The 26,718-nt window shown below is 63.1% G+C and carries 27 protein-coding genes and 1 tRNA gene; 18 read left to right on the top strand and 10 right to left on the bottom strand.

Going from position 1 to position 26,718, the window contains the following annotated elements:
• Positions 1-25: 25 nt before the first annotated feature.
• Both Q0O40_RS02750 and Q0O40_RS02745 read left to right on the top strand, forming a co-directional pair.
• Positions 26-487: a (2Fe-2S)-binding protein gene (locus Q0O40_RS02750; protein ID WP_295525873.1), complete on the top strand. Its 462-nt coding sequence runs from the start codon at positions 26-28 to the stop codon at positions 485-487.
• Positions 484-2,673 carry a molybdopterin cofactor-binding domain-containing protein gene (locus Q0O40_RS02745; protein WP_295525870.1) on the top strand — a complete coding sequence of 730 codons (2,190 nt, stop codon included), beginning with the start codon at positions 484-486 and terminating at the stop codon, positions 2,671-2,673. The genes Q0O40_RS02750 and Q0O40_RS02745 overlap by 4 nt, the downstream gene beginning before the upstream one ends.
• Positions 2,674-2,792: 119 nt before the next feature.
• Here Q0O40_RS02745 and Q0O40_RS02740 read toward each other — a convergent pair whose 3' ends face one another.
• Both Q0O40_RS02740 and Q0O40_RS02735 read right to left on the bottom strand, forming a co-directional pair.
• On the bottom strand, positions 2,793-5,486 hold the full coding sequence (locus Q0O40_RS02740; protein WP_295525868.1) for a TonB-dependent receptor: 2,694 nt from the start codon (positions 5,484-5,486) through the stop codon (positions 2,793-2,795).
• Complete coding sequence (locus Q0O40_RS02735) at positions 5,483-5,656, bottom strand: hypothetical protein (protein WP_295525865.1); 174 nt, start codon at positions 5,654-5,656, stop codon at positions 5,483-5,485. Before Q0O40_RS02735 ends, Q0O40_RS02740 begins: the two co-directional genes overlap by 4 nt.
• Before the next feature lie 189 nt (positions 5,657-5,845).
• On the opposite strand from Q0O40_RS02735, the gene Q0O40_RS02730 reads away from it, so the two are divergent.
• A complete protein-coding gene (locus Q0O40_RS02730) occupies positions 5,846-7,912 on the top strand; it encodes a tetratricopeptide repeat-containing sulfotransferase family protein (protein WP_295525863.1) in 2,067 nt (688 codons plus the stop codon).
• Positions 7,913-7,922: 10 nt separating this feature from the next.
• Here the strand turns inward: Q0O40_RS02730 and Q0O40_RS02725 are convergent, their stop codons facing one another.
• Entirely contained in the window at positions 7,923-9,893 is a 1,971-nt protein-coding gene (locus tag Q0O40_RS02725; RefSeq protein ID WP_295525860.1) for a TonB-dependent siderophore receptor, read from the bottom strand.
• A gap of 236 nt (positions 9,894-10,129) precedes the next feature.
• Here Q0O40_RS02725 and Q0O40_RS02720 point away from each other — a divergent pair, with 236 nt between their 5' ends.
• Entirely contained in the window at positions 10,130-10,897 is a 768-nt protein-coding gene (locus tag Q0O40_RS02720) for a thioredoxin family protein (protein ID WP_295525857.1), read from the top strand.
• 1 nt (position 10,898) lies between these two features.
• Here the strand turns inward: Q0O40_RS02720 and Q0O40_RS02715 are convergent, their stop codons facing one another.
• Entirely contained in the window at positions 10,899-11,102 is a 204-nt protein-coding gene (locus Q0O40_RS02715) for a hypothetical protein (RefSeq protein WP_295525854.1), read from the bottom strand.
• On the opposite strand from Q0O40_RS02715, the gene Q0O40_RS02710 reads away from it, so the two are divergent.
• Entirely contained in the window at positions 11,094-11,801 is a 708-nt protein-coding gene (locus Q0O40_RS02710; protein ID WP_295525852.1) for a hypothetical protein, read from the top strand. The two genes, Q0O40_RS02715 and Q0O40_RS02710, sit on opposite strands and share 9 nt — an antisense overlap.
• 121 nt (positions 11,802-11,922) lie before the next feature.
• Here the strand turns inward: Q0O40_RS02710 and Q0O40_RS02705 are convergent, their stop codons facing one another.
• The gene (locus tag Q0O40_RS02705) at positions 11,923-12,348 is read right to left on the bottom strand and encodes a MarR family winged helix-turn-helix transcriptional regulator (RefSeq protein ID WP_295525850.1); all 426 of its coding nucleotides are present in this window, start codon (positions 12,346-12,348) and stop codon (positions 11,923-11,925) included.
• Positions 12,349-12,487: 139 nt separating this feature from the next.
• On the bottom strand, positions 12,488-14,260 hold the full coding sequence (locus tag Q0O40_RS02700; RefSeq protein ID WP_295525848.1) for a cation:proton antiporter: 1,773 nt from the start codon (positions 14,258-14,260) through the stop codon (positions 12,488-12,490).
• 166 nt (positions 14,261-14,426) lie between these two features.
• Between Q0O40_RS02700 and Q0O40_RS02695 the strand changes: the two genes are divergently transcribed.
• Positions 14,427-14,726, top strand: a complete 300-nt coding sequence (locus Q0O40_RS02695; protein ID WP_295525846.1) for a hypothetical protein — start codon at positions 14,427-14,429, stop codon at positions 14,724-14,726.
• Positions 14,727-14,777: 51 nt separating this feature from the next.
• On the opposite strand, the gene Q0O40_RS02690 is transcribed toward Q0O40_RS02695, so the two are convergent.
• Positions 14,778-15,242 carry a PaaI family thioesterase gene (locus Q0O40_RS02690; RefSeq protein ID WP_295525844.1) on the bottom strand — a complete coding sequence of 155 codons (465 nt, stop codon included), beginning with the start codon at positions 15,240-15,242 and terminating at the stop codon, positions 14,778-14,780.
• Between the two features lie 270 nt (positions 15,243-15,512).
• Here Q0O40_RS02690 and Q0O40_RS02685 point away from each other — a divergent pair, with 270 nt between their 5' ends.
• The 4 genes from Q0O40_RS02685 to Q0O40_RS02670 all read left to right on the top strand — a co-directional run bounded on the left by Q0O40_RS02685 (position 15,513) and on the right by Q0O40_RS02670 (position 17,157).
• A complete protein-coding gene (locus tag Q0O40_RS02685; protein WP_295525841.1) occupies positions 15,513-15,719 on the top strand; it encodes a cold-shock protein in 207 nt (68 codons plus the stop codon).
• A 96-nt stretch (positions 15,720-15,815) separates the two neighbouring features.
• Positions 15,816-16,178, top strand: coding sequence for a DUF6481 family protein (locus Q0O40_RS02680; protein WP_295525838.1), 363 nt, complete (start codon positions 15,816-15,818; stop codon positions 16,176-16,178).
• Between the two features lie 23 nt (positions 16,179-16,201).
• Positions 16,202-16,873, top strand: coding sequence for a spermidine synthase (locus Q0O40_RS02675; protein WP_295525835.1), 672 nt, complete (start codon positions 16,202-16,204; stop codon positions 16,871-16,873).
• 74 nt (positions 16,874-16,947) lie between these two features.
• A complete protein-coding gene (locus tag Q0O40_RS02670) occupies positions 16,948-17,157 on the top strand; it encodes a hypothetical protein (protein ID WP_295525834.1) in 210 nt (69 codons plus the stop codon).
• A gap of 48 nt (positions 17,158-17,205) precedes the next feature.
• Here Q0O40_RS02670 and Q0O40_RS02665 read toward each other — a convergent pair.
• Positions 17,206-17,282 (bottom strand) — tRNA-Arg (locus Q0O40_RS02665).
• A gap of 59 nt (positions 17,283-17,341) precedes the next feature.
• Here Q0O40_RS02665 and Q0O40_RS02660 point away from each other — a divergent pair.
• On the top strand, positions 17,342-18,127 hold the full coding sequence (locus Q0O40_RS02660; RefSeq protein ID WP_295525832.1) for a queuosine precursor transporter: 786 nt from the start codon (positions 17,342-17,344) through the stop codon (positions 18,125-18,127).
• Positions 18,128-18,180: 53 nt separating this feature from the next.
• On the opposite strand, the gene Q0O40_RS02655 is transcribed toward Q0O40_RS02660, so the two are convergent.
• Positions 18,181-18,399: a PspC domain-containing protein gene (locus tag Q0O40_RS02655; RefSeq protein WP_295525828.1), complete on the bottom strand. Its 219-nt coding sequence runs from the start codon at positions 18,397-18,399 to the stop codon at positions 18,181-18,183.
• Positions 18,396-18,560 (bottom strand): hypothetical protein, encoded by a 165-nt coding sequence (locus tag Q0O40_RS02650; RefSeq protein ID WP_295525827.1) that lies wholly within the window; start codon positions 18,558-18,560, stop codon positions 18,396-18,398. Before Q0O40_RS02650 ends, Q0O40_RS02655 begins: the two co-directional genes overlap by 4 nt.
• 277 nt (positions 18,561-18,837) lie before the next feature.
• Between Q0O40_RS02650 and Q0O40_RS02645 the strand changes: the two genes are divergently transcribed.
• From Q0O40_RS02645 to Q0O40_RS02615, 7 genes are all read left to right on the top strand, one after another.
• On the top strand, positions 18,838-19,569 hold the full coding sequence (locus Q0O40_RS02645) for a methyltransferase (protein WP_295525825.1): 732 nt from the start codon (positions 18,838-18,840) through the stop codon (positions 19,567-19,569).
• Positions 19,570-19,795: 226 nt separating this feature from the next.
• Positions 19,796-20,380 (top strand): ribosome maturation protein RimP, encoded by a 585-nt coding sequence (rimP, locus tag Q0O40_RS02640; protein ID WP_295525823.1) that lies wholly within the window; start codon positions 19,796-19,798, stop codon positions 20,378-20,380.
• 3 nt (positions 20,381-20,383) lie between these two features.
• Positions 20,384-22,039, top strand: a complete 1,656-nt coding sequence (gene nusA / locus Q0O40_RS02635; protein ID WP_295525821.1) for a transcription termination factor NusA — start codon at positions 20,384-20,386, stop codon at positions 22,037-22,039.
• Positions 22,020-22,772, top strand: a complete 753-nt coding sequence (locus Q0O40_RS02630; protein WP_295525819.1) for a DUF448 domain-containing protein — start codon at positions 22,020-22,022, stop codon at positions 22,770-22,772. Before nusA ends, Q0O40_RS02630 begins: the two co-directional genes overlap by 20 nt.
• A 5-nt stretch (positions 22,773-22,777) precedes the next feature.
• On the top strand, positions 22,778-25,378 hold the full coding sequence (infB, locus tag Q0O40_RS02625) for a translation initiation factor IF-2 (protein ID WP_295525817.1): 2,601 nt from the start codon (positions 22,778-22,780) through the stop codon (positions 25,376-25,378).
• Positions 25,379-25,401: 23 nt separating this feature from the next.
• Positions 25,402-26,169, top strand: a complete 768-nt coding sequence (locus Q0O40_RS02620) for a GIY-YIG nuclease family protein (RefSeq protein WP_295525815.1) — start codon at positions 25,402-25,404, stop codon at positions 26,167-26,169.
• A 1-nt stretch (position 26,170) separates the two neighbouring features.
• Positions 26,171-26,707 (top strand): DUF1697 domain-containing protein, encoded by a 537-nt coding sequence (locus Q0O40_RS02615; RefSeq protein WP_295525813.1) that lies wholly within the window; start codon positions 26,171-26,173, stop codon positions 26,705-26,707.
• Positions 26,708-26,718: the final 11 nt, after the last annotated feature.

The following is a 26,718-nucleotide window of genomic DNA, read 5'->3' as shown; positions in this document are numbered from 1 at the left end:
CCGGACCGGAAATAGGGGATGCACCATGCCGATCACGCTGACGGTGAACCGCACGCCGCGGACAATAGAGACCGATGCCGACAAGCCGCTGCTGTGGGTTCTGCGCGAGGAGCTGGCCTTGGTGGGAACCAAGTTCGGTTGCGGGGCGGGCCTGTGCGGCGCGTGCACCGTGCTGCTTGATGGCGAGGCGGTGCGTGCTTGCCAGACCCCGATCGCGGACGCTGCGGGCAAGGCGATCGTGACGATTGAGGATGTTGCCAGCTTGCCGGTGGGCAAAAAGGTTGTTGCCGCATGGACCGCGCTCGACGTGCCGCAGTGCGGATATTGCCAGGCGGGGCAGATCATGTCGGCCACCGCGCTGCTCAGCCGCACACCGAAGCCGAGCGCTGATGATATCACCGCCGGGATGAGCGGCAATATCTGCCGCTGCGCGACCTATCTGCGCATTCGCAAGGCGATCCTCGAAGCAGCGGGAGAAGCGGCATGAGCACGGTTTCCCTCAATCGCCGGTCGTTCATTGCAGCCACCATCGCGGGCGGCGCGGCGCTCACGTTCGAAGCGCGGCTGACGCTGGCCCGCGCGGCGGCGGGCACTGGCGAACCAGCGCTGCTCGGCGCGTTCATCCACATCGCGCCGGACAATACCTTCATCATCGAGGCCAAGAATCCCGAGATCGGGCAGGGCATCAAGACGATGCTGCCGATGCTGATCGCCGAGGAGCTCGACGTTTCGTGGAGCCAGATTCGGATTCGCCAGGCTGATACCAACGAGAAGCTCTATGGCATGCAGATTGCCGGTGGCAGCTGGGCAACGCCGTTCAACTGGATGCCCGCGCGGCAGGCCGGCGCGGGAGCGCGGCAAATGCTTGTTTTAGCAGCGGAAAAACTGTGGGGGGTGCCCGCCGCTAGCCTGACGACCGAGGCGGGGGAAGTGATCCACAAAGCCAGCGGGCGGCGCGCAACCTATGCGTCGCTTGCGCCTGAGGCGGTCAAGATCGCGGCCCCTGATCTTGAGAAGGTTCCGCTCAAATCCCCGGAAACCTTTCGTATCATTGGAAAATCGCAGCCCGGCGTGGATACGCCCGCGATCGTGCGCGGCGCGCCGCTGTTTGGCATCGATACGCGGCTGCCCGGCATGGTCTATGCCGCGATGGTCAAATGCCCGGTGCAAGGTGGCACAATAAGACAGTTTAGTGACGCATTAGTGCGGCAACAGCGCGGCATTAGCGCGGTGGTACCCGTGAACAGCGGCGAAGTCCCGGCGGGCAAGCACGACGCGGTGCTGATCGTGGCCGACAGCTGGTGGCGCGCGAACAAGGTGCGCGAGAAGCTGACGGTCGAGTGGGACAGCGCGGCGCAAGCCGGCTTCTCGACCGCAGGCTATGCCAAGCAGGCTGCAGCGCTGCTGGGCAGTGCGCCGCAAAGCTCGCTATTCAAGGCGGGCAATGCCGATGCGGCGCTGGCGCGCGCGGCCAAAACGATCACGGCGGACTATGCCTATCCGATCCTGTCGCACGCGACGCTGGAGCCGCAGAACTGCACCGCGCTCATGCACGCCGACGGCAAACTCGAGATCTGGGCACCGTCGCAGTGGCCGGCAGAAGGGATCAAGGACGTCGCCCGCGTGATGAGCATCGCGCCCGAGGCGATTACCGTGCACTTGACACGCATCGGCGGCGGCTTCGGGCGGCGGTTGATGAACGATTACATGGTGATGGTGGCGCAGGCCGCCAAAGCCATGCCGGGCCGGCCGGTCCAGCTGATCTTTGATCGCACGGATGATATGCGCAATGATTACTATCGCCCGGGCGGCTGGCACCGCCTCATCGCAGGGATAGATGCCAGCGGCGCGATGATCGCGCTCAAGGACCATTTCATCACCTTTGGCGCGGGCGGCAAGCCGATCCGCGCCGCCGAGATGAACGCGCACGAGTTTCCGGGGCCGGTGATCGCCGATGTCGATTATGGCATGTCGTTCATCGCCACCAACCTGGCAACCGGCTGGCTGCGCGCGCCGACCTCCAATGCCATGGCGTTCGTGTTTCAAGGCTTCCTGGCCGAAGTGGCGGCGGCCGCCGGGCTCGATCTGCCCGAGCTGATGCGCCGCACGCTGGGGGGGCCCAAGATGCTGCCACGCGCCGAAGAGGGCGAGCCCGAATTCAGCACAGCGCGCGCGCGCGGCGTGATCGATGCGGTGTGCAAGTTCGCCAGCTGGACCGGCAAGCCGTCCACCGTGAAGGGCAAGGGCCGGGGCTTTGGCTTCTATTTCAGTCACCGCGGCTATTTTGCCGAAGTGGTTGATGTGACCGTGGCGGACGGCGCGGTGAAGGTCGACAAAGTGTGGGTCGCGGGCGACATCGGCGCGCAAGTGATCAACCCGCTCAACGCTGAGCACCAGATGCAGGGCGCGGCGATCGATGGCATCGCGCAGGCGCTGGTCTGGCAACCGATCGTGCAGGAAGCAGGCGCGGTGGCTCAGGAGAACTTCTTGGACTTTCCGATGATGCGGATCGAGATGGCGCCGGAAGACGTGGCGATCACCTGGGTCAAGACCGACAATCCGCCCACCGGGCTTGGCGAGCCGGCGCTGCCGCCAGTGATCCCCGCGATTGCCAATGCGATCCATGATGCCACGGGCAAGCGTTTGCGGACATTGCCGTTGCAGATGAGCTGAGGGGCGGGGGCTTCGCGCCTGGCGCTGGAGCAAGGCGTGCTCAAGCGCCTCTCCAGATAACAAAAAAACCCTCCGCAGCCTGAACTGCGGAGGGCTTTTTTATGTCAGAGGTGTTCGGCTCAGTAGCGGTAGCCGACCTTGAGGCCGAAGAACTGCGGCCGGATGATGAACGTACGGGTTGAGTCACTGCAGAACTGGATCGAGCAGAAGGTGTTCCTGGTCAATTGTCCGCGCCGGTCAAACGCGTTCTGGATAAACAGGTCCATCGTCCAGTTTTCTTTGCGGACCCCTGCTGAGAAATCGAAGCTGACGAAGCCCGGCGTGTTGCCAAACAGCGCGTTGTTTGCGACGTTCAGATCCTGCGTCGCGCCGGTCTGATAGAGTACCGCGCCTTGGACGTAGGCGCGATACGAGCCGAGATCGGTATCGTAGCGGATCGTTGTCGTGCCCTTGAACTTGGGCTGACGTGGCAGACGGGTCCCGTTGGCGGCCGCAACAGTGGGGGTGCCAATGTTGGTGCCGGAGTTCGGATCGCCGGTCACGATGACGCCATTGGTATCGACGAAGGTATTGGCCGAGCAGGCAGAAAGTTGCGCGATCGTCTGAGCTGCGCGGTCGGCGACAAAGTTGCAGAAGTCGCCCTTCAACTTGCCGTCGTTGTAAGCACCGCTGGTGGTGACGGTAAATTTGCCAAGCCGCAGGTCCGCGTCAAATTCAAAGCCCTTGACTTCGGCTTGACCCGCATTGCCGGTGTAGCCAGCGCCCTGCGCACCCGCGACGACCACGCCATACTGGATATTGTTCCATTTTTCGAAGTAAATCGCTCCGTTGAAGCGGAAGATGTTGTTCCAGGTGGTTTTGAAGCCGAGTTCGAAGTTGGTGAGCGTTTCAGACTTGAACCCAGGCGCGGCAACAACCACTGCCGGCAGGGTAGTGGTAGCGCGAATGCGCAGCGGGCGGTTGAAGCCGCCAGGCCGGAAGCCGGTCGAATAGTTGAAGTAGACCAGCTTGTCGGGCGTAATCGACCAATCGACCACGACCTTGTGGGTTTGACCCTGTTCCTTGTAACGCCCGACGCTGAGCGGATCGAGCCGGTTGACATTGCGGCATTCAAGCCGCGCGCCGGTGAGGGGCAGGGGGCAGCCGATGCCGCCGGTCGGCGTGAAGATCGTCGGCGCGTTCAGGGCCGAGCTTGCCACACCGGCAAAACCGGTGATTTCGAAGTCGGTCCAGAAATAGCGGACACCGCCGGTAAGCTTGATCTCGGGCGTGACGTTGTAGTGCGCTTCGGCGAAGACTGCCGTATCGTGATAAAGCGTATCATTCTCGGTGATGTAGAACCCGTCTTCACGCACGGCGGGCGTGCCGAGGATCATCGTGCCGCCCTGTGCCTGGGGAATGCCGAAGCCTGCAGGATTGTTGTCGCCGCCACCACCTTCGGTGTAGCCAACGATCTGGTCGAGCCCGCGAATCGAGTAGAAGTTGTTTGTCTGGTTCGATTGCCGCTGGTAAAATCCACCAAGGGTAACGTCGAATGGCCACGTCTTCGGCGTGGTCAGGCGCAGTTCCTGCGTGAACTTCTGGTTGCCGTTATTGTTTCTGAAGTACTGGGTCGGATTGATCAGGGTGTTGCACCGCAGTGTCGCACCCGAACCCGAACAGCCTGCGCGATCAAAGAATTGCAGGTAGCTTTCGTATCCTGCGCCAAAGCTGTCGTAAGTGACAGTGTAGTAGGTGTAGTCGTTGTTGGTCTTGCGGTTGCGGCTGAAATAGCCCGTTGCCGAAACCAAATCGAAGTCGCCGATGTGGCCGTGGATGGTGAGCGCGGCCTGATACCATTTGTCGTCCTGGCGGGTCAGGTCGAAGTCATGAACCTGCAAATCGCCGAGTCGCGGATCGAAGCCGAAGTAGCCATAAGAGATCTGGCGCTGCGCGGTGATCGATGGCGTAATGTCCCAGCCATCGGCAATATCCCACAACAGCGATACGCGCCCGCCGTACTCGTAAACCGGGTTGTAGTCCTTTTTGGCGATGGCAGCGTTGTTGAGCGTGAACGAGGTGGCGGGATTGTTGTCGCCAAGACCCAGAACCAAAGGCTGGCCTCTGTTGTTCAGGCCATTGTTGGGCACGTTGTCGATATAGCCGCCTTCCTTGCGGTAGTAGGCCATCGCGCGCACCGCGATTGTATCGCTGATCGGAACGTTGATGAACGACTTGATCGTGCTACCAACTGCGCCCTTGCCGAACTTGTTGATCTCGGTGTCTGCGCCGAATTCAAACTTGCCCATCTTGGGCTTGGCGGTGATGATGCGGATCACGCCGGCGAGCGAGCCTGCGCCAAACAGCGTGCCTTGCGGCCCGCCCAGCGCTTCGATGCGATCTACGTCGTAAGCAAAGATGTCCGGAACTTCGGCACCGGTGATGGGGATTTCATCGAGATAGTAACCGCTTGAGGCATAAGCGCCGCCCGCTGGAACGATGCCGCGGAAGTAAACTTCATTACGGCCAGGCCCGATGCCCGCGAATGAGACCGAAGGAAGCAACGCGGCGAAATCGGAAAGCCCTTTCACCTGACGGTTGGCGAGGAAGTCCGAGCCCAAAGCCTGAATGGCGATCGGCACTTTCTGAACGTTTTCAGCCTTGCGCTGCGCGGTCACGATGATCTCTTCAAAGCCGCTTGTCGGCGCCTCTTCGGCGGGCTGCGGCGCAGCATCTTGCGCAAAAACCGACGTTGGTGCGGCGATGCCGGCCAGAACGGTCGAAAGACTGAGAGCGGCAATGATTTTCGAACGGCTACGTACTTGCTTTTTCACGATACAGAACCCCCATTGGTCGAAACAAAAGACTGGCTTTTCCCCTGCGTTTCGAAACTGCGGCTCCCGCTTTGCGGGTTTGCCGCGCCGAACCAACTGACAAAAATGCCGCGCTGCCCATCAAAATTGACGGAATCCGCTGCAAAAGCAACAGTTTGGTTCAACTGCATTCATAGGGCCTCTGTGCATCTTGACAGATTTCCTAGAGTCAAAATGCCGCATTGCAAAAAGGAGTCAATACGCGTTCTGCGAAGCCCTGCCACAACATGCATGGCGCTGCGCCGCCAGTTCGAAAGCCGGTTGCGCCGCACGGCGATTGGTTTCAGGATAGTCCAAAGACAGACACAGTGGGATTTTTGATGGAAGCTGCCTCGCCCAAAACGAGCCCAAATAGCGGGACGGCGCCTGCAAATCAGCCGATCAGGCAGGCGCTGGAGCAGGCCGAGCTCCTGCTCGATACGCAACCGCAAGCGGCGCTGGCGCAGGCCGAGACTATCCTTGCGCAGATGCCGGGGCTGCCGCCTGCGGAGTTGCTGGCCTGTCAGGCGCTGCGCAAGCTGGGCCAGCCGGGGGCGGCGCTGCCGCGGCTCGCGGTGCTGGCTCGCAGCCAGCCGCGCGTGCCCATCCTGCTCTGGGAACTGGCGCAAGCAGCGAGCGAGGCAGGCGACAGAACGCAGGCGATTGCCGCGCTGGAGAACCTGACCCGCCAGCAACCGGACGTGGCCAGCGGGTGGTTCAAGCTGGCAGGGCAACTGCGCGCGGAGGGCCGGAGCGAAGAGGCGTGGCGCGCCGATCTTTCCGGGGTGCGCGCCGCTTCCCGCGATCCCGAATTGCTGAAGGCGGCGGCCGATATGCAAAGCGGCGCGCTGGAGGAAAGCGCGGCATTGCTGGATGCCAGGCTGGCGACGATGCCGGACGATCCAGTGGGCACGCGGCTGCTCGGCGAAGTGCAATGGCGGCGCGGCGATATGGATAAGGCGCTGGAGCATGTCGGGCGGGCGCTGGAGCTGGCGCCCGGGTTTGATATGGCGCGCGACTTTATGGTGCGCTTGTTGCTGCAGACCAACCGGCTGTCCGAAACACTGACGCATGCTGAGATTCTGGCTGCCAGTCCGGCCAAATCGCCGGGCCATAATCTGCTTTTGGCTTCGGTCTTGGTGCGGCTTGGCGAGCAGGATCGGGCCCGCACGATCTATGAAAAGTTGCTCGAAGCAGAGCCCGATCATCCGCAGGTCTGGCAGAATCTGGGCCATGTGCTGAAGACATTGGGCGTGCAGGACGAGGCGATTGCCGCCTATCGCGAGGCGGCGACCCGCAATCCGGCGATGGGCGAGGCATGGTGGAGCCTGGCCAACCTCAAGACAGTGAAGCTTGGCACCGATGACATCGCGCAGATGACGGCGGCGCTTGCCTCTCTGGATGGCAGCGATGAGGCCCGGCGCGAGGATGTGTTCCACCTCCATTTTTCGCTCGGCAAGGCCTATGAGGATGCGAAGGACTATCCCGCATCGTTCGCGCATTACGAGCAGGGCAACCGGCTGCGGCGCGCGCTGTTGCAGTATGATCCTGACGTGTTCAGCGCCGAAGTGGCGGCTACGGCGCAGACATTTACCGCAGCGTTTCTGGCAGGGATGGGCGAGGGCGGGGCCGCCGCACCGGACCCGATCTTCATCGTCGGCCTGCCGCGGTCGGGCTCCACGCTGGTCGAACAGATCCTGTCGAGCCACAGCCAGATCGAAGGCACAATGGAGCTGGCCGAGATGATGATGATCGCCAGCCGCCTGCAATCGCGGGTCGATGACGGCGAATTTGCCGATTTTGGCGCGATGGCCGCCTCGCTCACGCCCGACCACCGGCGGCAACTGGGCGAGGAATATCTGGAGCGCACGCGGGTGCACCGCCAGACAGACAAGCCGCGCTTTATCGATAAGATGCCCAACAATTGGCAGCATGTCGGGCTGATCAAGCTGATCCTGCCGAATGCGGCGATCATCGACGCGCGCCGCCATCCGCTAGGCTGCTGCTTTTCAGCGTGGAAGCAGCATTTTGCGCGGGGGCAGGTGTTTACTTATGATCTGGCCGACGTGGGCCGTTATTATGCGGAATACGTGGCGCTGATGGCTTCATTCGATCGCGCCGCGCCGGGGGCAGTGCACCAGGTGATCTATGAGCAGATGGTCGCCGATACGCCGGGCGAGGTGAACTGTCTGCTGGCGCATCTCGGCCTGCCGTTCGAGGAGGCATGCCTCTCGTTCTGGGAAACCAAGCGGGCGGTGCGCACGGCCAGTTCGGAGCAGGTGCGCCAGCCGATCTTCAGCGACGCGGTGGAGCACTGGAAGAATTATGCGCAGTGGCTGGGGCCGCTGGAGGCGGCGCTGGGCGATGTGGCGCTGCATTACCCTGCGCTTCCGCCGTCGCTGGCCTGACGCAATCTGCCTAACGAAGGGCGACGCGGACACCGGCCCAGAGAGTGCGGGGGGTCCCAAGGTCGATCGAACCGCCTGAATTGCGCGTGACGACTGCCGCGTCGGTCAGGTTCTCAGCGCGCAGGATAAGGCTGAGAGGCCCGGCCAGCAGCACTTGCGCAAAGGCGTTGAACACCGTCACCGGCGGCAGCGCGGTGGTTTCGAGGTCGTCCTCGAACTGGGTGCCGGTGTGGCGCGCGGTGAAGGCCAGTGTCAGATCGGCGCGCGGACGCCAGGCGGCGGTTGCGCTGACCGCCCAACGCGGGGTTTGTGCCGGGCGCTTGCCATTGAGCGCATTGCCGGGCGCTTCGACTTTGGCTTCGGTATAGCTGGCCGAGGCGATGAGCGAGAACGCCCCGGACTTGGCCTCGCCGGAAAATTCCAGCCCGCGCGCCGCGACCGCGCCGACATTGCGGCGCTCGCGCGTGGTAGCGTCGATCGTGACATTGGCGATGGCATCGCGGACCTTGTTGTCGAACGCGGTGGCCGAGAACGTGACGGCGGGGACCGGGTGCCAGTCGAACCCGCCCTCGAACCCGCGCAGCCGCTCGTTCTTGAGCGCGGCGTTGGCGCGGGTGGTGATCGGAAACACGGTGAAGCTGCGGTAAAGCTCGTTCAGCGTGGGCTGGCGCAGGCCGGTATAGGCCGAGGCGCGCAAGGCCAGCGTGCTGCTCACGTTGAACACCGCGCCGCCGCGAAAGCTGCCGTTCCATCCGGCGCGATTGGGAAAAGCGATGGCAGAGCGGACGACGCCGGTGGTGGTCAGGTCCTCGAACGCGCCATTGCGGACGGTCCAGCGGTCGGCGCGCGCGCCTGCGGTCAGCACCAAAGCGCCCAGCGTCCAGTCGTCTTCGGCATAGAAGCCGACATCGCTGTTGGTGCCGCCCGCGCTGCGGTATCCAGAAATGCGCCCGTTCGTGTAAGGGCTTTCCTCGGTGCGACCCTCCGCGCTGCGCCAGTCTGCGCCAATGCGCAGTACGTGCGCGGTGCCGACTGGCGGGCGCAATTCGATCTTGCCGCCAAGGCCGGTGGCGGGGGTGGCGCGCTGGTCGAGCGTGGGGAGGAAGGTGCGCGCGCTGATCACCACGTTATGAAAATCGCGCTTCTGGATATAGCCCAGCACATCGAACTGCCACGGTCCGCGCCTAACCAGTCGCACGCTGGCATCCTCGCCGCGCGCGCCGGTGTCTGCGCCGGCAAAGCGCAAGGTGCGCTCGTCGCGGAACAACTGCACGCGCGCCTGCAATTCGATATCGGGGGTGAGCGGCGCGACCGCGCGCACGCCGACCGACCAGCTTTCATAGCGGGCGCGCACGGTGGCGGGCACGCGCTCGCTGGCAGGCGTGGTGAAAAAGCCGCGCCCACGATCCCAGCGGCCCGAAATGACCGCGAAGCCAGCGCCAATTTTGGGCGCGAGCGTGCCCGAAAGCTCGGTCTCGCCGCGATCATCGACCAGCGCGGTGCCACCAAACAGGCCGAGCTGGTCGGCATCCGCGCTGGCAAGGTCGATCGTTCCCGCCACCGCGCCTGCGCCAAATGCGCCCGAGCCGCCGCCGCGCTGCACGCGCGCGCTGGCCAATTGCTCGGGCGGGATGGCGCTGAACGGGATGAAGCCGAAGAACGGATCGGCCTGCGGCACGCCATCGAGCAGCACCAGCGTGCGGCTGGTGGCGTTGCCGCCGAGCGCACGCAGGGTGATACCCTGCGCCGAAGGATTGGAGGAGCGGCTGTCTGAGCGGCGGAATTGCTGAAACCCGGCGACCGAGGCCAGCGCATCTTCCAAGCGGCCCGAGGCGGTGATCAGCAATTGCTCGCGGGCGATGGTCTGCACCGAATAGGCCGGGTCTGCGGGGGCGGTATCGAGGCCGCGCCCGGTGACGATGATCGGCTCCGGCACCGCCTCTTGCGCCTGCGCTGATGAAGCGCATGCAAGCGCGGCCATCAGGGCGAGGGGGGACAGACCCGCAGCGTTTTTTGGCGACATTATGGCATGAATCCCAAGCTTCGTTCTTGCTTGCGCAAGCGCACATGGCGGCACGGCTGTCAATGCAGCCCGAATATCGCCCGCCTGACTGCCTGCAACGCTGACCGCCTGCCACGCTGACTGTCTGTAACGTTTGGCGGGTGCGCCGCGAACTCGGTATGACCCATCCCGATAGAAGCCCCACGGATACTCCTATGAACGCTCCGCATTCTCCCATCCGCATCTTGCTGGCTCTGGCGGCGCCTGTTCTGGTGGCAGGCGGGCTTGCGCTGGCAGGCTATTCGCTCTCGGCTGCGGCCAATCCAATGCGCGCCGCTGCGCCCGCATTGCACGCCGCGCCAGCCGCGCCGGTGCTGGTGGAACTTTACCAGAGCGAAGGCTGCTCCAGCTGCCCGCCCGCCGAGGCATGGCTGAACGGCGTGGCCGACCGCCCGGGCCTCATCGCGCTCTCGTTCGAGGTTACATATTGGGATTATCTCGGATGGAAAGACCGCTTTGCCAGCCCCGAATTCACTCAGCGCCAGCGCGATTATGCCGCGCGCAACGCCAGCCGCGAGGTCTATACCCCGCAATTCTGGATCAATGGACAGCGCACGATTGTCGGTGCCAAAGGCGCAGAACTGGAAAGCGCCATCGCTTCGGTGCGCGCCGCCGCGCCGGTTCCGGTAGTCGGCGCGGGCGATGTGACCGTGGCCAAGGGCAATGCCCCGGCTCGCCCTGCGCAAGTGTGGCTCGCGCGCTATGATCCGCGCCTGATCCGTATCCCGGTCAAGGCGGGCGAGAACAATGGTCGGACTTTGCCGCACCGCAATCTGGTGCGCGAACTCGTGCTGCTGGGCGAATGGAAGGGGCAGAGCGCGAGCTATCGCTTCAAGCCCTCGACCACCGGGCTGCGCAGTGCGGTGTTTCTGCAGGATGGCCGGGGCGGCAGCGTGCTGAGCGTTGGGAGTGACGCACTCTAAATCAGGCGCTGAGCAGCCCGGCCTGCGTCAGGCGCTCGTTCTTGGTGAGGCGCAGCACCAGCCCGGCGCGCCCGGTTCGCGCGATCAGGCGCGCGAGGCTGTATTGCTCGATGTCGAGCGCGGATTGCAGGTCGTGCGGGCGGATCGGCGCTTTGCGCTTCCTTAGGAAATCGCCGCTAAGCTGGCTGCTATGCCGATGATGCACACCATAAACATGCTGGGACTGTTTGGCGCGTCATCGTATGTGGCGGCGCGAATGGCGCGCGCCTCAGGGCTCGCTGCGTTTCATCGCTATGCAATCTTGGCGCAGCCGCGTGCGGGGTTGCCCTCGATGCCGCGCGGCCACCAGGTGACACAGCTGAATCCGGCCGAGCTGTCGGGTTATGCCGTAGACGCATCTCCGGCGGTGCAGGCCCTGCGATTTGGGGCCGGGCTGTCCTGTCTTGGCGTATTCGATCCAAAGGACAAGCTCACCGGTCTGGTCTGGCTGGGCACTGGCTCCTACCGCGAGGACGAGGTGGAAGTCTGCTTCCGGCTCCCGCCAGAAGGCTGCTGGGATACGGGCTTGTGGATTGCCCCTCAGCATCGGCTCGGCCGCAGTTTTGCCGCGCTGTGGGCGGGTGTCGGGTTATGGATGGAACAGCGCGGATATACCCACTCGTTCAGCCGCATCGCAGACTACAATTTGCCTGCGCTGAACGCACACCGCCGGATGGGCGGCGTGGTTGTCGCACATCACAGCTTCATGCAGGCCGGCGCCTGGCAATGGTCACTGACAACCCGCCCGCGCCTGATCCGCCTTGGCAGCCCTCGCGGCGTTGCCGAGCTCGATCTGGGCGGACTTTTGCCGGCGCCAGCCCCATCAGCAGACTTGAGGCGGGACGACTTCCTGCGGGCTGCATAGCTGCCAAGCCGCCGAATTAAGCGCGAATGGGCGGTTCACTTAAAAGTTGCCGTTTGCGCATCGACCGGGGAATGGTTTGACATGGGCTGCCTGCGGCTAGTCAACGCGTGAGAGCGCCAGCCTAAACCAGCCGCTGCAACAATCCGGCCAGCGTTAGCCGTTCGTCTTCGGTGAGGCGCGTGCCCAGCGCCTGCTCGATCGCCGCGCCGTAGACCGGCCACATGGCGGCGCGCATCGCGGTGCCGGCTTCGGTCAGTTCGAGCGTGTGGCCCCGGGCATCGCCGGGGCAGGGGCGGCGCAGCACCAGACCGGCGCGCACGGTTCGCGCGATCAGGCGTGAGAGGCTGTATTGCTCGGCGTGCAGCGGGCCTTGCAGATCGCGCGGGCGGATCGGTGTTTTGTGCTGGAGTTCGGCGAGCAGCTCGTACCATTCGAGCGGCGGCAAACCGGCTTGTTTGAGCGCAAGTTCGGCAGTGTTCAGCGCTTTGGCGCTGGCGCGGACTAAGCGCGCCCAAGTAAGAATGGTGACGGCGGAGGGCATGGTCATTGGCGCAGGATGGCCGATCCATGCAATCGCATCAATCAGGGCTGCTACTCAATGCATTTGCATGAAACGGTCGATGCAGATGCATTGAGAATCTGGGAAGATCTGGGGATGGCCGAGACCCATGGGCGTTTCTGCAACATCAGCCCGGCTCGCCACCTGCCATTTGCGGTTCCGGTCCGCCCATAATCTGGTCACCCCCTGAGCGCATCTCGCCGGTTTCGATCTGCCGTTCGAGCCGCTGACGGTCGCGCGTGCGGAAGAGGTCTTCGGCCCGGTTAATCGCTTCGTTGCTGAGCCCAGCCTGATCGAGTGCGGCGCGCGCCATCACGATGGCGGACTCGAAAGTTTCGCGCACGACCAGCGCGGCGGGAGCATCGCGCAGGCTTACCACCACCCTGCGATCGAACGCGCGCACATAAAGCGCGGCGCGAGGAAATGTTTCGTGCACGGCCGCGAGCATGGCGGTGTCGATCTGATCTCCATCGATGCAGAAGAGGATCATTTCAGCTTCGGCTGCGCCTGCCTGCCGCAGCATATCGATCCGCGTGCCATCGCCGAAGTAGACTTTGGCGCCGAACGTCCCGGCGACATCGATCGTTTCCACATCGGTATCGATCAGCGTGACTGAGATCCCGCTGGCTTGGAGAACCTGCGCGGCGGCCTGACCAAACCGCCCGAAGCCCACGATCAGCGCGCTGGCGCCGTCGCTGCGCGGGCCCTCGCGGGTTTCGGCGGCCTTGACCGGTTCGGCGCGGAAGCGGCGGGTGATGGTCATCAGGAACGGGGTCGTGGACATCGACAACGTGACGACCGCGCCAAACAGGCTGGCGGCTTCAGGCGCGATGAGCAGGGCATGCTGGGCCTGCGCAAACAGCACGAAGCCGAACTCGCCGCCCTGGCTGAGCAGCAGGCCCAGCGCGAGCGCGCCGCGCCACGGAACGCCGAACAAGCGCGCGATGATGAACATGACGGCAGCCTTGATCGCGATCACGCCGAGCGCCACCGAGACCACGAACAGCGGGTTTTGCGCGATGGCGGAAAGATCGAGCTTCATGCCGACCGAGAGGAAGAACAGGCCGAGCAGCAGCGAGCGGAATGGCTCGACATCGGCCTCCAGCTCATGGCGATAAGGGGAGTCGGCGAGCATCACGCCCGCGATGAATGCGCCGAGCGCCGCCGAGAGCCCGACCAGCTCCATCACGGCGGCCGACGCCATGACGGTGAACAGCGCGGCGACGACGAACATCTCGCGCTCACCCAGATTGCCGATCAGGCGGAATAGCGGGCGGATGAGAAAGCGCCCTGCCGCGACCAGCCCGGTGATGGCCAGCGCGGTATAGATCACCAGCAGCCAGCCCGGCGGGCCGCCGGCATCGGCGGGATTGCGGCTGAGCGCGGTGATGATCGTGATCAGCGGAATGATCGAAAGATCCTGAAACAGCAGGATCGAAAAAGCGCGCTCGCCAAAGCGCGTGCGCAGGCGGCCCGAGGATTGCAGCATCGGCAGGACTTGCGCGGTGGACGAAAGCGCCAGCGGCAGACCCAGCGCGAGCGAGGCGGCGGGAGAGAACCCGGCGAAGGCCCAGATCGCGGCGGCCAGCGCAAGGCCGCAGGCGGTGACTTGCAGAAGACCAAGCCCGACGATGTCGCGCTTCATCCGCCATAGCCGCGCGGGATCAAGCTCAAGCCCGACGAGAAACAGCAGCAAGGTGATGCCGATCTCGGCAAAGCCCAGCTTCTGCTCGCCATCGCTGACCATCTGGAGAACTTGCGGGCCGACGACGGCGCCGGCCAGCAGATAGCCGAGCGTGGCACCAAGGCCGAGCCGCCGGAACAGCAGCACGAACACCAGCGCAAAGCCGAGCAGCACGAAGCCGTCATGCAGAATCGATGGTGCTTCGGCGGCGTTCATGCGCGCAGGCTCCCCGCAGCCGACCGGAAGGGCCGGGGCTGCGCGTCTTCTTCAAAGGTTTGCAGCGATGCGTCAAGATTTCTGCCGGACTGCAATGCTATTGACATTGATGTAGGCAAAAACCAGTCTCGCGCTTTAACAAGACTGCACCACCAAGGAGAGAACGATGTCTGTTTCCGGTACATACGCATGCGTGATCAAATCGCCGCTGGGCGAGCAGAAGATGACTCTCACCGTCAACGCCGATGGCGACACGTTCACCGGCAGCAGCGCTGGCGATCAGGGCAATTCCGCGATCACCGACGGCAAAGTGGATGGCAACAGCATCACCTGGTCGAGCGAGATCACCGTGCCGATGCCGATGAAGCTGGATTGCGCGGCTACAATTGATGGCGATACGGTGACTGGCTCGGTCACTGCCGGAATGTTCGGCACATTTCCGTTGAACGGCACGCGCACAGCCTGACGGCGCGGGCGATCTGCCGGGAGGATGCCGGTTGCGGCATGCTCCCCGCAGCTAATGCGACGAAGGCGGCGGGGTGCGCTTGATCGTGCCCGAGAACGAGAGGATGCGGCGCGTTCCAGCGGTGATGACCCCGCGCGCGAACGCCAGACTGCGCCCGCCGCCCAGCAATTCCCCGCGCGCTTCGAGCAGCACGCCCGGCTCTGCCGCGCCGATGAACTCGCTGTTCATCGCGACGGTGACGCCGCCAACCTGGTGCCCATCGGCGGCGGCGAACATGAACAGCGAATAATCGGCAAACGTCATCAGGCAGCCGCCATGCACGATGCCGTGGCTATTGAGATTGGCGGGGCCGGGCATGAACCCGGTGACGATCCCGTGCTCATCCCGGCGCAGATAAAACGGCCCGATGGCATCCTCGAACGGATCGGTGCCGGCCCAGCTGTACCAGCCCGCCCATGGGCCGGTTTCGACGGGAACCAGGCCGCTGGCGAAGGGCAACAGGAAAGGTTTTTCCAAAGGTAAGGCTCCTCGCGTGGTGCGAATTGGCATCCCGTTGCACAGTCGCCAGACCTGCGTCAACGCGGGAGCAGCGCGGGATGCTTGCGGTTAATGTGCGATATGGCTCGATAATTTGATGAAGCTGTGCTAGGCCGCGCTGGCTGACGTCGCATTAGACGGATATCGGGCCTGCTTAGGCTCATCCCTGTGTCCTAAAATAGCCTCACGAAGCCGGGATGCGCAAAGGTTGCGCATGCCCGTCAATATTTCTGGACAAGGAATTCCCAGATGATCACCGGTACTGTCAAATTCTTCAACGCCGACAAGGGTTATGGTTTTATTGCGCCTGAAGGCGGCGGCGGCGATGCTTTCGTTCACATTTCGGCCGTGGAACGCGCCGGCATGAGCACGCTCGATAAGGACCAGCGCATTTCGTATGAGCTGGAAACCGATCGTCGCGGCAAGACTTCGGCTGTCAACCTCCAGCAGGCCTGATCTTCAGGTTGGGCCGGGGCGCCGATCGCGGCGCCCCGGCCCATTCTTTTTCAGGCCCTATTCTTTTAATACCAACAAAGGACGAGCAAGGCCACAATGGCAGGATACAAGGAACCCGGATTTCAGGATCGCACCGCCGCCGCCGCCAAGGCGCGCGAGGCCGCACTTGCCAAGCTGAAGTCAAAACCGCCGGTCGACCCGGAAGAACAAGCGCGCAAAATGGCCGAAGCCGAAGCCCGCGAGGCGGCAAAAGTTGCCAAGCGCGAAGCCGCCAAAGCCGCCAAGATTGCCGAGGCACTGGCCGCCGCAAAAGCGCTGCGCGCGCTGGCTGAGGCCCAAGCCGCTGCTGAACGCGCCGCAGCCGAAGCAGAAGCCGCCAATGCAGAGCAGACCGAGGCCGAGAAAAAGGCCGCGCGCGATGCCCGCTATGCCGCGCGCAAGAGCCGCAAGGGCCGCTGATCTATGATGAACTGGCGCACCTCTTGATCGCCCGCGAGCTGGTCGGCACTGCGCCGATTCCAGCGGGTGAGGAATTGCGCCTGTTTCGCCATGGCCGCGACTACATGATCGCGCTGGGCGGCAACGAGCTGATGACCACGCGCATGAGCGGTTCGGAAGAAGCGCTGGCGACGATGACCTGCACGCGGATTGCCGCGCGCAAGGCGCCGCATCTGCTGGTGGGCGGATACGGCATGGGTTTTACGCTGCGCGCCGCGCTCGGCGTGCTGGGCAGCGCCGCCCGCGTGACGGTGGTCGAACTGATCCCCGAGATCATCGACTGGGCGCGCGGGCCTATGGCCGACCTTACCGCCGGTTGCCTCGACGACCCGCGCGTTACGCTGATTGAGGACGATGTGGTTGCGGTGATCGAGCGATCGCGCGGCGAATTCGATGCGATCCTGCTCGATGTCGACAATGGCCCCGACGGGCTGACCCGGCCCACAAATTCAAAGCTTTATTCCAAGCGCGGCCTGCAAAATGCGCGGATCGCGATGAAGCCCGGCGGCGTATTGGCGGTATGGTCCGCCGCGCGCGATCCCGCGTTCACGCGGCGGCTGACCGATACCCGCTATGCCGTTGACGAGGTGCCGGTGCGCGCCCGCAGCAATGGCAAGGGCGCTCACCACACGATCTGGTTCGCCGCAGCGCCCTGAGCGCGCCTTCGCGAATCCACTACCTGCTGTTCCGGGCAATGATGCCCGGTCCGGCCACTCCAGGAGCACAAGCGATGTCAGACCCCAAAAGCCGCCCTTTCCTGATCAACAAGGACGAAGAGGGCAATTTCCGCCTGACCGTGCGCGATACCTATTACAATTCGCAAGGGTACATGCTGGTCAAGGCGGTGATGCACGACGAGTTGTTCAAAACCGCCGCTGCTGCAAAGACCTTTGCCCAGGCGAATTTTGACGCCAAGCCCGGCCAGTACGCGACCAAGTGAGAGCAGGCGTGCGCTTAGCGCGGCAATAGCGCCGTGTTAGCAGGGAAATGGCGCGCCCTGCAGGATTCGAACCTGCGGCCACCGGCTTAGAAGGCCGGTGCTCTATCCAGCTGAGCTAAGGGCGCCTGCTGCGCTTCATAAGGTGGCTTTGCGGCTTGCGCAAATGACGATAGGCATCGTGCCCATGAATCAGCACAATCCTGTTCGCATCGATGGCACCGACGGCGCGCGCCGCCATTTTCGCTATTTCGACTTCATGATGGCCTCGTTCGTAGGCATCCTGTTGTTGTCGAACCTGATTGGTGCGTCAAAGCTGGCGACTGTCGGCGGCTGGACCTTCGGGGCGGGGATCCTGTTTTTCCCGGTGTCGTATGTGCTGGGCGATGTGCTGACCGAGGTTTACGGCTATGCCAACGCGCGGCGCTGCGTGTGGATGGGCTTTTTCGCGCTGCTGTTCATGGCGCTGATGAGCACGGTTGTAGTCGCCATGCCGCCTTCGCCCGATTGGGGCTGCGCCTCCAGCGCCAACCCGCTGTTTGCCGATCTGGTGAAGCAATCATCCGCAGGCGCGATCTGCCAGACGACTTATGACTCGGTCTTTGGCAGCACGTATCGGATCGTCATCGCGTCGATCACCGCGTTCTGGGCGGGCGAGTTTGTCAACAGTTTCGTGTTGGCGCGGATGAAGGTGCTGACCGGGGGCAAATACCTTTGGACCCGCACGATCGGCTCGACGTTCTTTGGCCAAGCGGTCGATAGCGCGCTTTTTTATCCCATTGCGTTTCTTGGCGTCTGGACCACGCAATCGCTGCTGACGGTCATGCTGGTCAACTGGGCGATGAAAGTGGCGTGGGAAGTGCTCCTGACCCCGGTGACTTATGCTGTGATCGGATTTCTCAAGCGGCGCGAGGGGTATGACGTGTTTGACACGAAGACCAATTTCTCGCCGTTTGCAGGCGGCGAGCACTAGCCATTGCCACCAGGTGGTGCTCTCTGCGCGGCGGAGAGCGCCCCCGGTTGCGCTCAATCGGCGATCAGGCCGATGGCGAGATAGATCAGGATCAGCGAGCCGAAGCCGACCAGCGTGCCGATCACCCAGGCGACGCGGACGAGGGTGACGTCGAGCCCGGTCGCATTGGCGATCCCGGCGCAGACGCCCATGAGTTTGGCCCGGTCCTTGCCGAGACGGAAGCCTTGGCGGGCAGGGCGGGGCGAGGGGTCCTCAAAACGCAAGTCGCTCATGCCACGTCTGCCACGGTGGCGGCCGTTGCGGGGGCTGCGGCAAGGGCAAGTTTTGCGGCGGCGGCCGGCGTCGACACTGTGTTGCTGATCGCCAAGAATGACAAAGTGAGTGCGGCTGCGGCGCTGATGATCGGGGTGGTGAAATTGCGGAAAGTGGCCATAACGGAGGTTCCTTGCGGTTGGTTTGGGACTGCGCGGTGTCTGGTCCGGCAGATGCGCACCGCATTGCACGGGGCGTGCCAATTTGAGAAAGCCATGGAAAACCGGCATTTTCGGCCCTGATTACGCGAAGACACCCTGACCCCGAAGCCAAAATTTGGCAAAATATGCCAACTATGGGTAATCCGCGACCTTTAACATTCCAAATTTTTCGCGGTTGGCACCTGCGCCGATTTACGGCATAATCTAATCGGGTTCCACCGCCGGGAGTCGGCCGCCGTGAACAACAACGTCTTTTCGTTCCCCGCGCTTGCCATCATCGCTCTCGCGCTGAGCGCAGCCACGATCAGCAACGCCGCCCGCCCGGCCGACGACATTGCGCGCGATGCCGCCCGCAAGCCAGCCGCGATGATCACCTTCGCCAAAGTCAAACCGGGCAAGACGGTTGTCGATATGCTGCCTGGCGGCGGCTATTTTACGCGCATATTCTCGAAAGCCGTGGGGCCCAAGGGCCATGTGATCGCGCTGGTGCCAGACCAGTTCGCCAAAGCTTATCCGAAGGCGGCGGCGGCGGTTACGGCTTTGGGCGCGGAGCCTGCCTACAAGAATGTCGAGGTTGCGATTCGCGCGCTTACCGATGTGGCCCCGGCCGGCACCGCCGACGTGGTGTGGACCGCGCAGAATTATCATGACCTGCACAGCGCCAAGCTGCCGCCGCAGACGATCGCTGCGGTCAATGCCGCAGTTTTTGCCGCGCTCAAGCCGGGCGGATTTTACATCATTCTCGATCACAGCGCCGCGGCGGGTTCGGGCATGCGCGATGTCGATACATTGCACCGGATCGACGCCGAGGCGCTGAAAGCCGAAGTAATCGCCGCAGGTTTCACCTTTGACGGGGAGAGCAAGGTGCTGGCCAACGCGGCGGACGATCGCAGCAAGAATGTGTTTGATCCCGCCATTCGCGGCAAGTCCGACCAGTTTGTCTACCGCTTCATGAAGCCAAAGAGCTGACATCAAAAGCTGCGGGAATAGTGGCAGGCGCGATTAGCCGCTGCCTTTTCGCTTGCGTTTTTCAAATGCCGCGCCTAACTGGCAAACGTTCCTGACATTGTGCAAGCGGAGTCTGGGCTGGTCCTCGCAAGGACCGGCACGATAACGCTTTCTCTATCGAATGTTTTGATATCGGCTCGTTTGATAGCGACTGGCGGGAACGGCAGGTTTGCCCAGCGGAGCATGCATGACGCAAATGGCGCAGATTATCGAGATTGTGGAGGAAGAGGTCGCCAGCCTCGGTCTCGACCTCGTGCGCGTGCGTCTTTATGGCAAGGGCGAAGTGGGCGATGAAGAGCACACGTTGCAGATCATGGCAGAGCGCCCGGAAACAGGGCAACTGGTGATCGCGGACTGTGCTGAACTGTCGCACCGCATTTCCGACCGGATCGATGCGCTGGAAGAACAGGGCGTGACGCTGATCGAAGAGGCCTACCGACTTGAAGTGAGCTCGCCCGGGATCGACCGTCCGCTGACCCGGCCCAAGGATTTCGAGAACTGGACCGGGCAGGAAGCGCGGATCGAACTGGCCGAGCTGCATGAGGGGCGCAAGCGCTATCGCGGGTTTCTGGCGGGCTTCGATGCCGCGACCGCAACGATTTCGATCGAGGACGAAGGTGTGCTGTATGCGGTGCCCTTCGCGCTCGTGACCAATGCGAAGCTTTTCCTGACGGATAAGCTGATCGCCGCTACCCGCCCGCTCGATACTTCTGGTGTAGATGAAGAAGTGTTGGACGGAACCGACGACACCGTTGAGGAACAGGAAGACTAACCCATGGCCAGTGCGATTTCTGCCAACCGCGCCGAGCTTCTCGCGATCGCCAACGCGGTCGCCACCGAGAAGATGATCGACAAGTCGATCGTGATCGAAGCGATGGAAGAAGCGATCCAGAAATCGGCGCGCAACCGCTATGGCGCGGAGAACGATATCCGCGCCAAGCTCGATCCGCGCACTGGCGATCTGCGCCTGTGGCGCGTGGTCGAAGTGGTCGAAGAAGTTGAAGACTATTTCAAGCAGATCGACCTCAAAGCCGCCGAAAAGCTGCAGCCGGGCGCGAAAGTCGGCGATTTTATCGTCGATCCGCTGCCGCCTGTTGATTTGGGCCGCATCGATGCGCAATCGGCCAAGCAGGTGATTTTTCAAAAGGTTCGCGATGCCGAGCGCGATCGACAGTATGAGGAATTCAAGGACCGCGCGGGCGAAGTGATCACTGGTGTGATCAAGTCGGTCGAATTCGGCCATGTCATCGTCAATCTGGGCCGCGCCGAGGGCGTGATCCGCCGCGATCAGCAGATCCCGCGCGAAGTGCCGCGCGTGGGCGAGCGGGTGCGGGCGTGGATCATGAAGGTCGAGCGCCAGAACCGTGGGCCGCAGATTTTCCTCAGCCGCGCGCATCCCGAATTCATGAAGAAGCTGTTCGCGCAGGAAGTGCCCGAAATCTATGACGGCATTATCGAGATCAAGGCCGCCGCGCGCGACCCGGGATCGCGCGCCAAGATCGGCGTGATCAGCCGCGACAGCGGGATCGATCCGGTTGGTGCCTGCGTCGGCATGAAGGGCAGCCGCGTTCAGGCGGTGGTGCAGGAACTGCAGGGCGAGAAGATCGACATCATCCCGTGGAGCGAGGACACCGCGACGTTTGTTGTCAATGCGCTCCAGCCCGCGACCGTCAGCCGCGTGGTGATCGACGAGGAAGAGAGCCGCATCGAGGTCGTCGTGCCAGATGATCAGTTGTCGCTCGCCATCGGGCGGCGCGGCCAGAATGTGCGGCTTGCCTCCTCGCTGACCTGCTCTGCCATCGACATTCTGACCGAGGCGGAATCATCGGAGAAGCGCCAGCGCGAATTTACCGAACGCTCGAAGATGTTCGAGGAAGAGCTCGATGTGGACGAGACGCTCTCGCAGCTGCTCGTGGCCGAAGGGTTCAGCGAGCTTGAAGAAGTGGCGTTTATCGACATGGCCGAATTGGCCGCGATCGAAGGCTTTGACGAGGAGCTGGGTCAGGAACTGCAAAGCCGCGCCACCGAAGCGCTTGAGCGGCGCGAGGATGGCCAGCGTGAAGAGCGCCGCGGCCTTGGCGTCGAAGATGCGCTCGCCGAGATGCCGCACCTGACCGAAGCGATGCTGGTAACATTGGGCAAAGCGGGCATTTTGACGCTGGACGATCTGGCCGATCTGGCCACCGATGAACTGATCGCCAAGAAGCGCGGGGGCGAGCAGCGCCGCCGCAGCACATCGCAGACCGATCCGCGCCGCGAGCGCTCGGAGCGCGCCGAAGACAAGGGCGGCGTGCTGGGTGAATACGGTTTGACCGAAGAACAGGGCAACGAGATCATCATGGCCGCCCGCGCCCATTGGTTCGAAGATGAACCCGCAGCAGACTCAACGTCTGCAACCGAGGAGGCCGCCCATGCGGAATCCTCACAATGAGCCGCTAACGTCCGACATCCAGAGCGCGGCGGCGGGTGTTCCTGAAAAGGAGGCCCAGCCGGAGCGCAAATGTGTGCTCACCGGCCGCCATGATGCGCGCGGCGCGTTGGTGCGGCTGGCGATTTCGAGCGAAGGTAAGGTGATGCCCGATGCTTTGGCGCGCGCGCCCGGGCGCGGCGCATGGATCGGTGTGACCCGCGCCGCGCTGGAAACCGCGCTGGCCAATGGCAAGCTTAAGGGCGCACTGGTGCGCGGCTTCAAAGGCGCGCGCATCGACATTCCGCCAGATCTGGGTGCGCGCACCGAAGCCGCGCTGACCCGCGCGCTGACCGACCGGCTGGGCATCGAGCTGCGCGCCGGAACGTTGCTGATGGGCACCGAGCGCATTGCGCAGGCGGCGCGGGCGGGCACGGTGCTGTGGCTGGCACATGCCAGCGATGCCGGAAGCGATGGCCCCAACAAGCTCGCGCAGGCATGGCGGGTGGGCCAAATGGCGGAAGGCACCGGACTTAAGGGATTTATCTTGCCGCTGGACCGTGCAGCGTTGTCTGTGGCATTGGGCCGCGACAATGTTGTCCACCTGGCGCTGACTGACGCTGCTGCGGTCCGCAGGATCGAGGCGCCGCTCGGCCGCCTCGTTCATTTCCTGGGCCGCGATGATGGATTGAACGAGGCCGCTGTGGGGGAAGCCCCCGGGGCGGCCGATGTTGATAATGTGACGAAGGGCGAATAAGTTCGATGAGCGATGACAAGAAGCCGACCTTGGGCCGCAGGCCGCTGGGCCTCAAGACCTCGGTAGAGGCCGGTGAGGTAAAGCAGACCTTCAGCCATGGCCGCACCAACAAGGTGGTGGTCGAGGTTAAGCGGCGCAAATTGATGCCGCGTCCGGGCAGCGGAGACGCGCCGGTTGCGGCCCCTGCCGATGTCGCGCCAGCGCCCGCGCCGGTCGTTGCAGCAGCGCCGCCGCCGCCGCCGCCTCCGCCATTTACCGCGGCATCGCGCGAATCGCGCCAGGAGATGCAGACTCGCTTGCTGCGCGAGGCAGAGGAAGCACGCCTGCAGTCGCAGGAAGCTGCCTATCGCCGCGAGCAGGAAGAACGCCAGCGCGCGATCGAAGAAGCGAACAACCCGAAAGCCGCCGCACCCGCTGCGGTCGCGGCAGAAACGCCTGCCCCTGTCGCTGCGGCGACACCAGAGCCCGATGCTGCCCCGGCAGCGCCGCTTGAGGTGCCTGTTGCTGAGACCGCCGCTGTTGCCGAGCCGGCCGCCGCTGTCAGCACTCCAGACACTGTTAGCGCAGAAGAGACCAAGAGTGACGTTTCCAGCGAGCCTGTGACCACCGCGCCGCGACGGTTTACGCCCGTGGCGCCGATCAAGCGGCCCGAACCTGTCGTGAAGAAGCCGGTGCAATCCCCCCGTGACAAGGGCGCGGTGGATCGGCGGCAGGCGGGCAAACTCACCGTCAGCAAGGCGCTCAACGAAGACGAAGGCGCGCGGGCACGCAGCCTCGCCGCGCTAAAACGCGCGCGAGAGAAAGAGAAGCGCGCGCATTTTGCCGGCAAATCGCAGCCGCGCGAAAAGCAGATCCGCGATGTTGTGGTGCCCGAGGGCATCACGGTGCAGGAACTGGCCAACCGCATGGCCGAAAAGGCCGCCGATCTGGTCAAGGCACTGTTCAAGATGGGCATGATGGTCACCATCAACCAGTCGATCGATCAGGATACCGCCGAGTTGCTGGTCGAGGAATTCGGCCACAATATCAAGCGTGTGTCGGATAGCGATGTCGATATCGACAGCGCCGACGACGTCGATATCGACGAGTCGATGGTGCCGCGCCCGCCAGTGGTGACGATCATGGGCCATGTCGATCACGGCAAGACCTCGCTGCTCGATGCGCTGCGCGGAACCGATGTGGTGCGCGGCGAAGCTGGCGGCATTACGCAGCATATCGGCGCGTATCAGATCAAGACCAAGGGCGGCGATCTGATCACCTTCCTCGATACGCCGGGCCACGAAGCCTTCACCGAAATGCGCATGCGCGGCGCGAACGTCACCGATATCGTGATCCTCGTGGTCGCCGCTGACGATGGGATTATGCCGCAGACGATCGAGGCGATCAATCACACCAAGGCGGCCGGCGTGCCGATGATCGTGGCGATCACCAAGGCCGACAAGCACGAGGCCAACGCGCAGAAGATCCGCGAACGTCTGCTCGAACACGAAGTGGTGGTCGAGGAAATGTCGGGCGATGTGCAGGACGTCGAGGTTTCGGCCAAGACCGGGGCGGGGATGGACGAGCTGATCGAGAAGATCCTGCTCCAGGCCGAACTGCTCGAACTGCGCGCCAATCCGGATCGTTTCGCCGATGCCACGGTGATCGAGGCAAAGCTTGACAAGGGCAAGGGCCCGCTCGCCACGGTGCTGATCAATCGCGGCACGCTCAAAGTGGGCGATGTCTTGGTGGTGGGCACCCAATCGGGCCGCGTGCGCGCGATGCTGGATGACAAGGGCCGCCAGATCAAGGAAGCCGGGCCATCGTTGCCGGTCGAGGTGCTCGGCCTTGGCGGGGTGCCGATGGCAGGCGACGCGCTGACCGTGGTCGAAAACGAAGCGCGCGCGCGCGAAGTGGCGGCTTATCGCCAGGAGAAGGCGACCGCCAAGCGCACCACGCAGGAACCCGCCAGCCTTGAGAACATGTTCTCTGCGCTCGCTGCCAAGAAGGCGGTGATCGAATATGCTGTGGTGGTGAAGGCCGACGTGCAGGGCTCGACCGAAGCCATCGTCAATGCGCTGAACCGCATTTCGACCGACGAGATCAAGGTGCGCATCCTCAATTCGGGCGTGGGCGCGATCACCGAGAGCGATGTGACACTGGCGCAGGCCAGCGGCGCACCGATCATCGGCTTCAACGTGCGCCCCAATGCCAAGGCGCGCGAGCTTATCGAGCGCTTCAAGGTGCGGATGAAGTACCACGATGTGATCTATCAGCTGACCGACGATGTGCGCCTTGAAATGGCGGGCGAACTGGGGCCGGAGCGGATCGAGACCGTGGTTGGCCGCGCCGAGGTCAAAGAGGTGTTCCCGGCGGGCAAGAAGGACAAGGCGGCCGGTTTGCTGGTCGTCGAAGGCTTCATCCGCAAGGGCATCAATGCGCGCCTTACGCGGCAGGATGTCATCATCTCGCAGACGTTCATCCAGTCGCTGCGGCGCTTCAAGGACGACGTTGCCGAAGTGCGCGGCGGCCTCGAATGCGGTGTGTTGTTGCAAGACACGAACGACATCAAGCCGGGCGACCAGCTTGAAGTGTTCGAGGTCGAGGAACGCGTGCGCACGCTGTGAGATGTCTTGGGAGCTGACGCGTTTTGGGTAAGCTGCCGGATTTGATGAGTGTGCCTCGTTTCAGGCGAATGGATTGCATTCCTTCGCCTGAGACAGGCGTTTACGCGCTCTTTTTAAATCCCGGCTCTGAGAGCTTTGGTCTTACCCCAGTTGGTGACGGCCTAATCTACATCGGGAAAGCGGAAGGGGCGCAGGGTTTTGCAGATCGATGCCATTTTGACGGGCGGACAATAAATCATTCTCCGCGCAAGAGTTTGGCTGTCCTTGTAAGCGAACACTTGAAACTCGACTTTCAAGGGCATCCACCCTCTAAGTGGGGGCTCACAGCAGCTTCCGACATTGCGCTATCTGCGTGGATGAAGGCAAATTTGCTAGTAACCTATTGGCCCTCCAATGAAGCGACATCGCTCGAAGAATCTCTGATACGGGCCCATGCGCCGCCGCTAAATCTAACAATCTGCAACCAAGGTGCTGATCAAGCTCGCATCCGACGACTTAGATCGATTGCTAAGGCTCAGGCTCTCAAACTTGCAGCATTACCAATCATGAGAAAAGCGGAACTTTCAAATGTTATCGGCTCGATCCGCGTCAGGAGCGACGATAGTGCGCCGTCTATTGCGGAGCGATATGGGCTTAACCCAAAGAGTTTCAGAGCGGCGCTTCGACGGCAGAAGTTCGCTTGGCACGACCACGGAGCGAGTTGGGACGTTGCTCGCAAAAGTGCCGATTGGAATCGGATGATTGAAGTTGCGATAGCTATGTCTGGTCGCGACCTTGGGGAACTTGAATAGAATGACCCGCTACGTCGCCCTCCTTGGCTCCATCAATGTTGGCGGCAACCGGCTGACGATGGCGGAATTGCGCGCGGCGTTCGAGAGCGAGGATCTTTCCAATATCGCGACGGTGGTGGCGAGCGGCAATGTGCTGTTCGATCATGAAGAGCGACCGACGCAGGGGCTGGAGGAAAAGCTGGAACGGCTGGTCCGCGCCAAGTTCGATATGCGCAGCGTGGTCGCGGTCCGCAGCGCGGATGAGGTGCGCACCGCCATTGAGGACAATCCGTTTACCGGGCACGGCGCTGACGCCCATGTCCACACGATGTTCCTTGATGGCGACGCGGATCCTGCGCAGTTCGCGGTGCTCAAAGCCGATCAGGCCGAACGCGGCCCTGAAAGGCTCGCATTGGGACCTCGCGCGCTCTATATCGACTATGTTGAAGGCGTTGCGGCCAGCCGGATGACCGCCGTTTTCCTCGAGCGCCGCCTCGCTCGGCGCGGCACGGCGCGCAATGTGCGCTCGCTGGCGCGGATTCTGGCGAAGATGAGCTGAAGGACAAGATT

It is taken from the genome of Novosphingobium sp. Chol11, assembly GCF_945870625.1.
GTDB lineage: Bacteria > Pseudomonadota > Alphaproteobacteria > Sphingomonadales > Sphingomonadaceae > Novosphingobium.
The sequence above is the reverse complement of the archived record's forward strand: the minus strand, read 5'-3'. Positions and strand labels throughout refer to the sequence as shown.

Excerpts from the sequence above, each read along its gene's own strand:
- Q0O40_RS02750 (WP_295525873.1), top strand. The coding sequence starts at position 26 with ATGCCGATCACGCTGACGGTGAACCGCACGCCGCGGACAATAGAGACC.
- Q0O40_RS02745 (WP_295525870.1), top strand. The coding sequence starts at position 484 with ATGAGCACGGTTTCCCTCAATCGCCGGTCGTTCATTGCAGCCACCATC.
- Q0O40_RS02735 (WP_295525865.1), bottom strand. The coding sequence starts at position 5,656 with ATGCAGTTGAACCAAACTGTTGCTTTTGCAGCGGATTCCGTCAATTTT.
- Q0O40_RS02730 (WP_295525863.1), top strand. The coding sequence starts at position 5,846 with ATGGAAGCTGCCTCGCCCAAAACGAGCCCAAATAGCGGGACGGCGCCT.
- Q0O40_RS02725 (WP_295525860.1), bottom strand. The coding sequence starts at position 9,893 with ATGGCCGCGCTTGCATGCGCTTCATCAGCGCAGGCGCAAGAGGCGGTG.
- Q0O40_RS02720 (WP_295525857.1), top strand. The coding sequence starts at position 10,130 with ATGAACGCTCCGCATTCTCCCATCCGCATCTTGCTGGCTCTGGCGGCG.
- Q0O40_RS02710 (WP_295525852.1), top strand. The coding sequence starts at position 11,094 with ATGATGCACACCATAAACATGCTGGGACTGTTTGGCGCGTCATCGTAT.
- Q0O40_RS02705 (WP_295525850.1), bottom strand. The coding sequence starts at position 12,348 with ATGACCATGCCCTCCGCCGTCACCATTCTTACTTGGGCGCGCTTAGTC.
- Q0O40_RS02700 (WP_295525848.1), bottom strand. The coding sequence starts at position 14,260 with ATGAACGCCGCCGAAGCACCATCGATTCTGCATGACGGCTTCGTGCTG.
- Q0O40_RS02695 (WP_295525846.1), top strand. The coding sequence starts at position 14,427 with ATGTCTGTTTCCGGTACATACGCATGCGTGATCAAATCGCCGCTGGGC.
- Q0O40_RS02685 (WP_295525841.1), top strand. The coding sequence starts at position 15,513 with ATGATCACCGGTACTGTCAAATTCTTCAACGCCGACAAGGGTTATGGT.
- Q0O40_RS02680 (WP_295525838.1), top strand. The coding sequence starts at position 15,816 with ATGGCAGGATACAAGGAACCCGGATTTCAGGATCGCACCGCCGCCGCC.
- Q0O40_RS02670 (WP_295525834.1), top strand. The coding sequence starts at position 16,948 with ATGTCAGACCCCAAAAGCCGCCCTTTCCTGATCAACAAGGACGAAGAG.
- Q0O40_RS02660 (WP_295525832.1), top strand. The coding sequence starts at position 17,342 with ATGAATCAGCACAATCCTGTTCGCATCGATGGCACCGACGGCGCGCGC.
- Q0O40_RS02655 (WP_295525828.1), bottom strand. The coding sequence starts at position 18,399 with ATGAGCGACTTGCGTTTTGAGGACCCCTCGCCCCGCCCTGCCCGCCAA.
- Q0O40_RS02650 (WP_295525827.1), bottom strand. The coding sequence starts at position 18,560 with ATGGCCACTTTCCGCAATTTCACCACCCCGATCATCAGCGCCGCAGCC.
- rimP (WP_295525823.1), top strand. The coding sequence starts at position 19,796 with ATGACGCAAATGGCGCAGATTATCGAGATTGTGGAGGAAGAGGTCGCC.
- nusA (WP_295525821.1), top strand. The coding sequence starts at position 20,384 with ATGGCCAGTGCGATTTCTGCCAACCGCGCCGAGCTTCTCGCGATCGCC.
- Q0O40_RS02630 (WP_295525819.1), top strand. The coding sequence starts at position 22,020 with ATGCGGAATCCTCACAATGAGCCGCTAACGTCCGACATCCAGAGCGCG.
- infB (WP_295525817.1), top strand. The coding sequence starts at position 22,778 with ATGAGCGATGACAAGAAGCCGACCTTGGGCCGCAGGCCGCTGGGCCTC.
- Q0O40_RS02615 (WP_295525813.1), top strand. The coding sequence starts at position 26,171 with ATGACCCGCTACGTCGCCCTCCTTGGCTCCATCAATGTTGGCGGCAAC.